General features: G+C 36.8%; 4 protein-coding genes, 1 tRNA gene and 1 pseudogene. All 6 read right to left on the bottom strand.

Annotated elements, in window-relative coordinates; genetic code table 11:
* Positions 1-8,563: YSIRK-type signal peptide-containing protein (locus D8787_RS10175; RefSeq protein WP_125423503.1), on the bottom strand; the 8,563-nt coding region annotated here is incomplete at its 3' end.
* Between the two features lie 441 nt (positions 8,564-9,004).
* Positions 9,005-9,409: pseudogene (locus tag D8787_RS11725) on the bottom strand (hypothetical protein); the annotation flags it as partial.
* 1 nt (position 9,410) lies between these two features.
* Positions 9,411-10,274, bottom strand: a complete 864-nt coding sequence (locus tag D8787_RS10165; protein ID WP_125423500.1) for an Rpn family recombination-promoting nuclease/putative transposase — start codon at positions 10,272-10,274, stop codon at positions 9,411-9,413.
* A 207-nt stretch (positions 10,275-10,481) separates the two neighbouring features.
* Positions 10,482-10,567: transfer RNA gene (locus D8787_RS10160), tRNA-Leu, on the bottom strand.
* 81 nt (positions 10,568-10,648) lie between these two features.
* Positions 10,649-11,224 (bottom strand): cysteine hydrolase family protein, encoded by a 576-nt coding sequence (locus D8787_RS10155; protein ID WP_125423497.1) that lies wholly within the window; start codon positions 11,222-11,224, stop codon positions 10,649-10,651.
* The gene (gene codY / locus D8787_RS10150) at positions 11,224-12,012 is read right to left on the bottom strand and encodes a GTP-sensing pleiotropic transcriptional regulator CodY (protein ID WP_125386162.1); all 789 of its coding nucleotides are present in this window, start codon (positions 12,010-12,012) and stop codon (positions 11,224-11,226) included. Before codY ends, D8787_RS10155 begins: the two co-directional genes overlap by 1 nt.
* Positions 12,013-12,434: the final 422 nt, after the last annotated feature.

The raw sequence follows: 12,434 nt of genomic DNA, 5'->3' as shown, positions 1-12,434 counted from the left end.
TCACTGTTGCTGTTCCATCGTCGCCTACTGTTACTTCCTTACCTGGGTTCTTGTCTTTGACTTTATCTGCCACTTGTTTCTTCTCTTCTGGAGTTAAGTGGGCTGTGTCTTTGACTGGAACTTTGTCGGTTGGTTTCACTAGTTCGAAGTCTTGGTTTACTAGCTCTGTTCCTGGAATTGTATGACTGATTCCTGTTGTTGGATCTGTCACTGTTGCTGTTCCGTCGTCGCCTACTGTTACTTCCTTACCTGGGTTCTTGTCTTTGACTTTATCTGCCACTTGTTTCTTCTCTTCTGGAGTTAAGTGGGATTTGTCTTTGACTGGAACTTTGTCGGTTGGTTTCACTAGTTCGAAGTCTTGGTTTACTAGCTCTGTTCCTGGAATTGTATGACTGATTCCTGTTGTTGGATCTGTCACTGTTGCTGTGCCATCGTCGCCTACTGTTACTTCCTTACCTGGGTTCTTGTCTTTGACTTTGTCTGCCACTTGTTTCTTCTCTTCTGGAGTTAAGTGGGCTGTGTCTTTGACTGGAACTTTGTCGGTTGGTTTCACTAGTTCGAAGTCTTTAATAGTTAAATCTTTGGCTGGGATTAGTACTGAATCACCAGTTGTTTTATCTGTAACGGTAACATTACCCTTATCATCCGCAGTCACAATTGTATTTGGATTAGATTCTTTAACTTTATCCACCAATTTTTCTATTTCTTTCGGTGTTAAGTGTTCTGGATCTGGAACTACAATTGGTAGTGGAATTGTTACTTCAAACTCTCTTGCTGGCTCACCTTTAGCGCTAGTTAGTTTACCTGGAATTGTAATATCACTTGTTCCTTCTTTTGGAAGTTTACCGTCTTCTTGAGCAATTCCTTTTCCTGTTGTTGGATTTTCAGGCAGCTCGTTATTAGTTAACTCTACTTTTCCTCCAGTTACAACTTTTTCGCTAGCAATACCTGGTAATTTGACTTTAGTACCTTCAGGAACCCCATCAACTGTTACCTCAACATTTCCTGTTAGTGGATTTTGTGTTCCTACCGTAAATGTTGGAGTTGATGTAGATGGTTTTTCTACGTACGTTACTTCTACAGTTTGTGGTTTGTCTGTCAATGTAACAGTCTTGTTACCGTCTTCAGCTGGCACATACACTTTATCTCCAACTGTGATTTCTTTTGGTGTGTATGGGATGGTTTCACCTTGGTGATGCGCTCCTGATGGAACATCAATCGTAATTGGTGTGCCTTTCGTTTCCCCGCCTACTTTTGGTTGGTATTTCACTTCTGTTGAAGCATCTTTTTCTTTATAGGCTACTTCTACAGTTTGTGGTTTGTCTGTCAATGTAACAGTCTTGTTACCGTCTTCAGCTGGCACATACACTTTATCTCCAACTGTGATTTCTTTTGGTGTGTATGGGATGGTTTCACCTTGGTGATGCGCTCCTGATGGAACATCAATCGTAATTGGTGTGCCTTTCGTTTCCCCGCCTACTTTTGGTTGGTATTTNACNTCCGTAGACACAACTCCCACATACACGGTCAACGGGTCACTTTCTTTACCTTGACTGTCAACAGCTTTAAGTACTACTGCATAGCTTCCTGATGCTGTTGCTTTTCCTGGTGTTTCTGTTAATCCTGAGACAATTTTTATAGTAGGTGTACCATACGGTTTGTCAGTTTCATTTGTAGCTTTATCTTCTGTATCTCCAACAGTTACTAGATTTTCTAGCATAGCTTTAGTGATACTTGTTCCTGATGGGAAGACTTTACGTGCTGTTTCGCTACTTGCTTCTAGCCCTTTATAAGATAATGTAGGCTTAGTATTCGTTACATTAGCAACTTTCCACTTGCCTGTCGCACTTGGCTCTTGACCTGCTTCTGGTTGGTTATATACACGAAGTCCTAATCCACTACCATATGATTCAGTGTTATCTCCATTAGCAGATTCTTCTTTAATGTGAAGTTTTGTCGATCCACTTTGTTCATTTAGTTCAATACGAATATTATTTTCTGCTGGGTTAGTAGTACTTACTGTTGAAGTAATTCTTCCAACGTATCCATTCGCATTAGCAACTGCTGTATTATTTGCTCTTGTTGCATCTGTATGCCATGTACCATCTGCTCCACGCACTAGAACAATACTTTTTGGTGTATTACTTGATTCTGTACTGTTGTGGAATCGTAATTCCATACGTTTCGCATCATGTGGTACTTTAACATCAATATGCTTGCTACCTGCAATGGTTGCGTTTACTGAGTAATCACCCATTTCAACAGCTTTAACATCACTAGTTACACTGATATCATCTGCAGTAGTAGAGCCTTTAATTTTTGTTGTGACAGTTAATCCTCTTGGTTGAGTTGTTTCACCATTTTTAGCAATCGATGTACGAAGTTTAACATTATCTGGAAGTGTTGCTGTCCATGTGTTACCATTAATTCTTACTCCACCATTATTTTCACTTGTCAATACTCGGTTAGTTCCATCATTCAATGCAACAGACACTACTGTATTACTGCTATTCGCATTTAATCCACCTAATGTACCTGTAATAGTACGTGAAGTTGAAGTCACTTTATTACTATCAAATGTTGGTTTTGGTGGCGTTACGTTCACCGTTACATTGATTGTCTTACTTGGTGTCGCTTGAGTTGCAGCTGGTAAATTATCCCCTGTTTGTGATGGCGGTAATGTAACCTTCACTTGGAATGTTTGTTTACCTGATGTATTAGCTACCTTATTTCCTACCCATTCATATCTTGTTCCAGTAGGTAAAGTATCAGAGCCAGTAGCATTCTTCACAGCAGCTTTTGCCTGTTCAGCACTTAAAGTAGTTCCTTGGCTAACAGAAACATTTTTACTATCTGCAATATCAAATACTTCATGCGTAAATGCTGACATATAAGAAAGTTTGTCTGCATCATTTGTTGGATTATTTGTAAATCTACCACGTGGATATTTAGCACCAAATTTGTAGTTCGTTGTTCCAACTCCATCAGCTTTCAACATATTCTTCATGTTGTCATTAGTATCGGCGTTTTTCTCTGCTTCATTGCCTCTCTTAACAACCCAACTCATACCTCCAGGAAGTCCACCTGGATTTAGATAGTAAGATGCAGGACTATCATTACGTCCTTCTCCAGCAAAATCATACACTTTAGTGACTGTTTCGAATTTTTTCATGACATTATAATTCAAAGTCACAGGCGCAAGTCTTGTTCCATTACTTAGTACTACAGTTGCTTGCGTAGTCTTATTATCTGAAGGTGCGTTTATATCAAAATTTGTAAGTTCAACAGATGCATCATTTGGAACATTTATTACATCATCCCCATCTTGCAATTGAAGCATACTTCGTTTAAGTGCATCCGATACATTTTCACCTTGTATGAAGTTAATAGTTGGTTTTGCTTTAGCTATATAATTGACTGTAATCGAATGATTTTTTGTTACTCTTACTCCCGCAGCATCTGTTGTTGTATACGCTAAATTGTACGTTCCTTGTTTTAAGGCTTTGCCATTTGTTAAATCAACAGATTGTCCATTTTTCGTAACTGTTACATCTAAGTTTTCTCTAGCACTATTTCCGACTGTTTTATTATCGTCATCTTCTGCATCTGTTACATTAACAAAAGTTTTTAACTTATCTTTTGTCAAAGTACCATCTGAGATATAAGAAGCATTTTGATTTGCTACTGAAATGACTGGATCTGTATTTGTAGCTCGTGATGCTACAGCCCATCCTCCATCATTCGTTGGATTTGCAGGATTATTTTTATTATTAACATAATGAGCACGAACTTGTATAGTAGTGTCATCGTTTATTCTAAATGGAATGTTTTCCTTTTTATTCGAATCCTTAATATGAAGAGTAAATACTTTTTCAGAGACATTATCCCCACTAGACACTGTTAAATCAGTGGTTCCAACTTTATCTGCATTTAATATTTTCCAATTTCCATCAACTAGTTTGACATCATATTGAACAGTACTACTTCCATTTATTACTTGTAGATAAAATAATGCAGTATCGTGAGGTAACTTAACAGAAATATCTCGTCCTGCTTTAACAGGTGTAGAAACAGATATCGCTCTTCCCATTTGAACATTCACAGTCTTCGATACAGATTCAATATTATCGACAACTTGTTTCACAGATATAGGATTAGAAGCTTTTACAGTCGAATCTTTATCATTTAGTGTTAGTTTTTCATCCGCTGCTAAGTTATATTGCCATTTACCATTATTTTCTACATTAACTTCCCTAACTGTAGTTCCATCTTGTAATGTAATTTTTACTTTTGCTCCAGGCTGTCCTGTACCTGAAATACTACGTTCTGTGGAAACTAAAGTGCCTTTATATTTTTCTTCTGTAGTTATCGTTGGCGCTTCTGGTCTAACATTTACAGAAACATTTACGATTTTAGATGAACGAGATAATGAATTATTCCCCGACTCAGAAGAAGGTAATGTAACTTTAACTTTATAATTTTGTACACCAGCTGTAGTTGGAGTAATCGTTTGATTTCTTCCATTAGAATCAACCCATTCATAAGTTGTACCTTCTGGTAAATCTAATGCGCCGTTTACTTTTATTACAGCATCTTTTGCATTTTGTACTGATAAAGTAGTTCCTTTATCCACAGTCACTTTTATACTATTAGGTTCAACATCATATGTTCGAATATTAAATTTAACTTCTTTTTTGTTTCCTTTATCAACGTTGCCATCAGTAGAATCCGATACCTTTAGCGTTACAGTACGTTCACCAAGTATTGCCGCATTCGAAACATTCCCTCGAACTGTGTATGACCCTTTCTTAGTTTCAGTCTTTCCATCTTGGCTAATATTAAAGTTACTATTTGCATTAGCATTTTCATTAAACCAAACACCTCTAGGCAATCCACCATCATTCTTATAGCTAATATTGACTCTACCAGTTGCAACATTATCATAGTATGTCAATGGTAACTCTAATGAAGAACCACGGAAAAGATGCACTGTCTTATTGCTAGCATCGTCTGTTAATGTAGTACCACTTAGCATAACTGTTGGCGCTACACTATCCGTCACATTAAACGTCATTGGTACAGCTTTTCTAGTAGGTGTATAAATTGTATAATTTACTCCACCTATTGATTTTGTATTTACAGTACTAGGGAATACAGCCGTAGCAATATACTTAGTAATAGTTCCTAATTCGTTTAATTTCGTATTATCGGGAACCTCAGTAAATCTAACATTTCTAGAGTCAAATTCATTCCATTTAAACTGCATATTATCTGGATAGTACTTATCATTCTCTGTAGTAGTATTTTCTGCTACTTTGAAGTGAGCATGAGGATTTCCTAATGTACTTCCAAGATCACGATTTTCTGTCGTACTATTTTTTGCTTGAATATCTACAATGCGATATCTAAATTTATATGTTTCTCTATTACCATATTGGTCAGATGCTTCAACTGATGCAATTTGTTCCCCTAAAGCAGCATCATCTGCAACTTTATTACTATCATCATTAGAGATTGTATGATTTAAAACAGTAGTAGTTCCTACACGCGCTTTATCAACATTATCAACTTTGTTAAAATAAACACCTTTTGGTAAGTTTGTTACCATTAAACTACCAATATTACTCTCATCTGTTACTTTGAATGTTGGATTAAATGCAGCTCCACGATAAATAATAAATTGGTTTTCGTCTGCATTTGTAGTCAATGTTCTACCATTCATTGTAACAACAGGCTTATTAGAATCTGGAACTGTTAAGTTTGTAAAATGAAAATCTACATAACGAACAGAATCATCTTTATTTCCTGTTAATGCATTTTTTTCATTATCCATGTAGGTAATTTTAACTTGTTTCTTAACCCCTACTTTGGCAGTATTTCCATCAAAACTTGCTGAATTAGCATCAAAAGTACTTTCCGCTAACTCAATAATTTTTTGTTTTTGAGCTTCAGTTAAAACTTGACCAATCGATAAATTATTTAATTCAGGTGGCAGTGTTACATATTTTGTTTCCTCATATGGCTGTTCCCCTTGTGGAGTGTAACGTACTTTTACAGGGACAATTTTTTCACCTGTTAGATTGCTATTACCATCTGCCCATTCAACATTTTTAATTGCACGATTCTTAATATCATCTGAAGAACCAGGGAATCTATCTGAACCTCCTTTAAAAATTCTTCTTAAGGTATCCGTATTCCCTTCACTCCAATTCGTAAACAAATCAGGAATTCTATTTGATACATTATTATATCCAGAAATAAAATCTGCAGCATTTCCTAAGGTTTCAGTTGTTTTTCTAGCTTGATTCTCTTTTGTTTCGTTTTTTACAGGCTCAAAAATATCTGACTGAGTTACGATATTAAATGAGAATGGAAGTTTAATAGTCGAACCATTATATGTTCCTTCTAAATATGCTAAATGTCCACCTTTTGTTCTATCTGTTGAATTAGTAGCCCAATCACTTGAGTCATTCGGATTATATAAATTATGAATATGAGAATATTGAGACCCATTTAAAGTAGCCGTCGGAGTAACTTTTAGCAATAATCTTCCTTTTTGCGGTTTTTCATCTCGACCTGTAGCATTATTTCTTAATACTAATCCAGCGTCAATAAAACGGTCACCTATAGCCGATGTTGCTGCATTTGTACTATTAAAACTAAATGAATCACTTTCTATGACACCTAATTGAGTTCCTTTTAAGAAAGTTTTCTTTTTAAAGTCCCCGTTCATAAATGAATCTGTTTTAATAGTATAGGCATCTTTCAATGTTCCCCATTGAGAGTAACTTCTGTGTTGAGTTAATCCCAAAGTAGTTTCATATGTCTTTACACCTGCAACATAATAAGGAGCAACTCCACTATTAGAATGTGTTGTAAATTCGAATGAATAAGAATGGTTAAATCCTCCTGAATTTCTTCCTTGAGGTTGAATTGCGATAATGTTTTTAGTCGAATTTCTAATATTTTCAAATAGGAAATCCGATTTTTGAATAATATCTCCATTTACACCACTTCTATTAAAGTAGTAGTTAGTAGAATTCTTAACAAAATCTTCTAATGTTCTAATAGGTGCTTGAATATATGGATGACCATTAATAAGACCTGTACCTTTGTAATATTCTCCACCATTAACGCCTTCAGTTGTACCCATTTTACCATTCAGAAGACCTTTAGATTTTTGTAACACATCATCAATAGTTCCTGTTGCAATTTGAGAGTCATTTTCTTTTAACACAACTGAACTACTAAAGTTATGTCCGTCAGGCAATGTAAAGTAGTAGAATGGTTTTTGGTGAGGTTCATGACCATTATTAAATTGAATCTTCCAGTTAAACTCATAACCTGATTGTTCATTCCCTGATACACGATTTACCTGTACATAAACCCTATTTCTAGTCCATGCAATTCTTTGAGGTCCTTGCATATTATTATTGTTAATCGGGCTATTTTCAGCATTATTCGAGTTATACAAGAATGTCCCTACTGGATAATTATATCCATGATAGTTTGGATCATTAATAGCTGCTGATTGGAATCTTCTAAAGTCATCGTTTGTAATCATCCATGCTGTGTAGGCATTCCCAAACTCCGTATTAGCCCCTTCTCTAGTATTAGGTGCTCTAAAATAAGATTCTGGAAGCATCTTATTTCCATTTCGAGTATCACGCTTCCCTGAATGTTCACGTGTGACAGCAAGTACTAGTTTTTTCTCTGCTTGCTTACCTTGCTTCATTAACTCTTCTATTTCTGAAGTAGTTAATTTCGGATTTACTAAGCCATTTTCGACAGAGCGGACAATTTCTTCTACCCCCTCTAAAAGTTTCTTGGTCTCAGGGCGTTCAATTTTTTTAGCAGTATCTAAGTAAGTGATTAAACTTTTAGAAAGCGCCTCCAATTTATCTTTGTTAGCAGTGCCTTCCCCTTTATTTTCATCTTTTTGAACAGCTTTGATTTCTTCATTCTGATTAGTAGGAATCACAGCTTTATCAGATACTTTGAGCTCTTTTGTATTTTGAGCTTTAGAATCAGCTCTATCTTCCTTGTTAGAGGTTTTATCTTCCGTCTTAGACTTAAGCTGACGTACTTGCTCTGTAAGAGATTGAACTCGACTCACTTGGCTTGTAAGCGCTTCCTTAGAAACATTTTCTCCATCAAGTAAACGCTTATTTTCATCGGTTAATTGAGAAAGTTGATTAGATAAACTTAATAAACTTTCCTCGTCTGCTTTTGCAATCGCAGCTTGAAGTTCACTAATAGCCTGAACAAGAGGAGACTTATCCACTGGCTTCTGAGCAACAGTTGTTTTATCACCCTCTACTTCTTTTGATTTCTCTATAAGATTCTCTTTAGGAGGAACTCCCTCTGTCAGTCCCGTAACACCAGCATTTACCTTTTCAGTATTAGCCGTAACAGGTGATACAGCTAAAGTATCTGCCTTAACCGCACCATTAGCGAAAAACATTAATGCCGCTACGGCAACACTTGCAGCACCAAAATGGTACTTACGAATAGAATAACGGTATAATTTTTCACCATTATCATTAGACTTTTTACCAAACATAAATATGTCCTTTCTATTGTTTCAGTAGAATAAGTTTAAAATCTTCGAGACACAAGGACTCAATGATATGTTAACTCTTTTAAAATAAAAAATCAAGTATTTACATAAACAACATCTAAAAATGTAAACGCTGTAATCGTACTATTTCAAGGCATTTCTGTAATATATATATATATATATATATATATATATGCAACGCTTATTATACAGCCTTTTTAGACTATATATTATAAAAATTTAATATAAATAAAAACAGATTTTACCTTTTGTTTCGGAAAAATCTGTCATTATTTTATTTTAAATGGTAGACTGCCTATCCTTACATTTTATAGACAGCGGATTGATGAAAACTTATTATTGGGTAAAGAGCTTCTCCCGAAAAACTCCAACCACGGTTTGCGAACCTTGTCTTTGCTGGTTTCTCTGTATTTTTAGGTTTTATTAATGATGGTCTTTCAATAGTGACTCAAACTCAGCTACTGACATGCCCAATTGCTCACTCGCAACCTCAGGTGTTAGAAGACCTTGACGTACTAGATTTACTAACATAGTGAAACTACCTTCTGCCCTAGCAGTTTCCAAGGCATAGTCCTGTGCTAACAAAGCTTGTTCTTCGCGCATACGTAGTTGACTAAACATCTTCCTGTCCTCCTCGGACCAGCTCTTGTAGTCCAGCAGTTGGTCTGCTTGGCTAATGGCTCGCTCGGGTTGTTGGGTAAATGGCTTATTCCCAAAAAACTCCAACCATGGTTTACGAACCTCATCTTTGCTGGTTTCTCTGTATTTTTTTAATTCCAAGAATGCCATCTTGACTAGATGGTTTTCTTCTCCATTATTGGTGATGGTCTTATAATAGTGCCTCGAACTCAGAGACAGTCATGCCTAACTGCTGACTTGCAACCTCAGCGGTTAAAAGATGCTGGCGAACGAGATTTACTAAGCCTTTTTTCAGTCCTTTTTCTTCAGCTTGTTCCAAGGCATAGTCCTGCGCTAACAAGGCTTGTTCTTCGCGTCTGCGTTGTTCACTAAACATTTTCCTATCCTCCTCGGACCAGCTCTTGTAGTCCAGCAGTTGGTCTGCTTGGCTGATGGCTCGCTCGGGTTCTTGGGTAAAGGGTTTATTCCCGAAAAACTCCAACCAGGGTTTGCGAACCTCGTCTTTGCTGGTCTCTCTATATTTTTTTAGTTCTAAGAACGCCATCTTGACTAGATGGTTTTCTTGACCATTATTTGTGATGGTTAAGACCTCACCTGTCGTGTCCTCTCGCATACTAAAGCTATGAAAAGCCAGGTCATCTGAGAAATAATTACTATCCACAATAGCGATTGCGTATACTGGTGCGATGTGTTTGTAACTCTGATGAGTATCACCTTCACGTTGACGAATTTTTTCTAGATTTTGATTGACCTGACTGCATAAGTAAGCCCACAAACGATTGATAAAAAAATTCTGATGATGAACTTGGATTTCAATAATTACTTGCGTTCCATTATCTAGTTCAGCTAAAACATCTATACTGGTATAGAAATCCTGCGCCGAGTACGGCAGGGAAGGTAAGACGTGAATATTACTTCCCTCTAAAATAGTCACATTTTTTGCTGGCAAGTCCAGCATATCACGAATAAATTGACAAGTGATTTCTGGATTGCTAAAAATCTTCTTAGCAACCAAATCATTAGTTGGGCTAATGCCCGGATGACGTACAGTCATACTTTCTCTCCTTTCATTATAGCACATTTTTAAATCTAGATTTACTAGATTTGATTCTTCTATCTATTTATTCGGAAAAAGTAGAAAGAGTAAAGAAAATTAGGAGAAATTTCAAACTATATTATTTATCTGAAAGCGAAGGACGCCCACCATAGATATATAAACCTTATAAAACAAAAGAGCTAGCCTAAGCTAACTCTTGTCCTATGCGGAGAGAGGGACTTGAACCCTCACGACCTAAAGCGGTCACAGGATCCTTAGTCCTGCGCGTCTGCCAATTCCGCCATCCCCGCGTCGATTACTTTACTAGTATATCAACTTTTGGGATACTTGTCAACACTTTTTTCAGATTTTTTTCATTTTTACTAAGCAAGTTAGTCTGAAATTTCATCTAGATTTTCATCTACTAACTTAGCCCCAAGTGTATTTTTGAAATGACCTAGGGCAAATTGATGATTTTCAAGCCAGATGGAAGCAACGGCTGGTTTTACAATCTCGATATCATATCCTAGATTATAGGCATCTATAGCTGTATGTAGGACACAGATGTCCGTCAAGACACCTGTTAAAATAACTGTAGACACGCGACGCTCTCTCAAACGGATATCCAGGTCAGTCCCTGAAAAAGCTGAGTAATGGCGTTTATCCATCCAAAAGACACGACTGTCTGAAGCATGCTCTTGATAAAAGGTCCCCAAATCTCCGTATAAATTGCGTCCACTAGTGCCAATCAAATTGTGAGGAGGGAATAATTTACTTTCTGGATGGAAACAATCGTTTTCCTCGTGAGCATCAATGGTAAAGAAGATATAATCTCCGCGTTCAAAAGCTAACCGAGTCACCTTGCTAATGGCTTCCGAAATTGCCTGAGCTGGGGCGCCTGCTGTCAACTTTCCACTATCAGCAACAAAATCTTCTGTATAATCAATCGAAATCAAAGCCTTAGTCATTAGTAATCTCTTTTCTTCACTTCTTCAAAAATATCTGAAATCAAGACCTTAAGGTAGGTTCCCTTCATTCCAAGCGAGCGACTTTCAATAATCCCCGCAGACTCAAGTTTACGAAGGGCATTGACAATCACAGAACGGGTAATTCCGATACGGTCTGCAATCACAGACGCAGTCAACTGCCCTTCATTGCCATTTAACTCCCCTAAAATTGCTGAAACAGCACGGAGTTCTGAGTAAGAGAGGGTATTGACTGCCATGGTGACAGCAGTACGGCGACGAATATTTTTCTCATCTTCTTCACGTTGGAAGTTAAGAAGCTGAATCCCAACAACGGTACTGGCAATCTCAACAAGAATCAAGTCCTCGTCATCAAATTCTTTGTCATTGCGCCAAATAATCAAAGAACCAAGGCGAATCCCTGATACATGAATCGGAGCAATGGTCGTCAAACCATCTGGAAAGTCGGCACGACTTTCCACAGGGAAAATACTCAAATCGTGATCAACTGTCAGATTAGCTTCGGTATCATAAATCATGTTGGCCCCCTGAATATATATATCAGGGAAAATCTTAGTTTGGAAGAACTGCTCTACACGATCCGTATTGGTTTTGTAACGCATAAAATAACCAAGGAGACGTCCCTTGCTATTGACGATACAAGCGTTACAGTCAATAATGTCTGCCAATTGACGGGTAATCGCATTGTAGGGAAGTTCTTCCTGTAACTGCTCCTCCGAACGCTTCAGAATAGAAGTAATTTTTCTAGTTTTTTCTAATAAATGTGCCATTTTTCACCTCGAATTTAATCGCTATCATTATAACATAAACAGCTTGAATTTTCAATTATTATCTGAAAATTGCTTATTTAATTGCAATTTGAAAAAACAAGAATATTTTTAATTAAATTGCTTCTTTTCTATTGACAAGCTCCCTATTTTTGTGTATTATAATCCCATCTTTGACAGTTTTTTGAAAACAAAGAGCCCCTAAATGCTGCTATAACAGCTTTTCGGAGCTCTTTTTCTCTTTTAAAAAAATGCGTACTTTTTATCGAGATTTGGTTTTTTTAAAAATTTTTTTCATATTTTTTTCGCTTATAATCTCAAAATCAGTTTGGAAGCCAAATGCTTGGTGGAGTTGATCCGTGATAGTTGTTCTGGTGTAAGTTGGAAGATATCCTACTCCATAAAGATGTTTGAACTTATAATTG

Origin of the sequence: Streptococcus mitis, assembly GCF_003944325.1 — a bacterium.
GTDB lineage: Bacteria > Bacillota > Bacilli > Lactobacillales > Streptococcaceae > Streptococcus > Streptococcus mitis_CW.
Note: the sequence above shows the minus strand (reverse complement) of the source record. Positions and strands in the feature narration are given on the sequence as shown.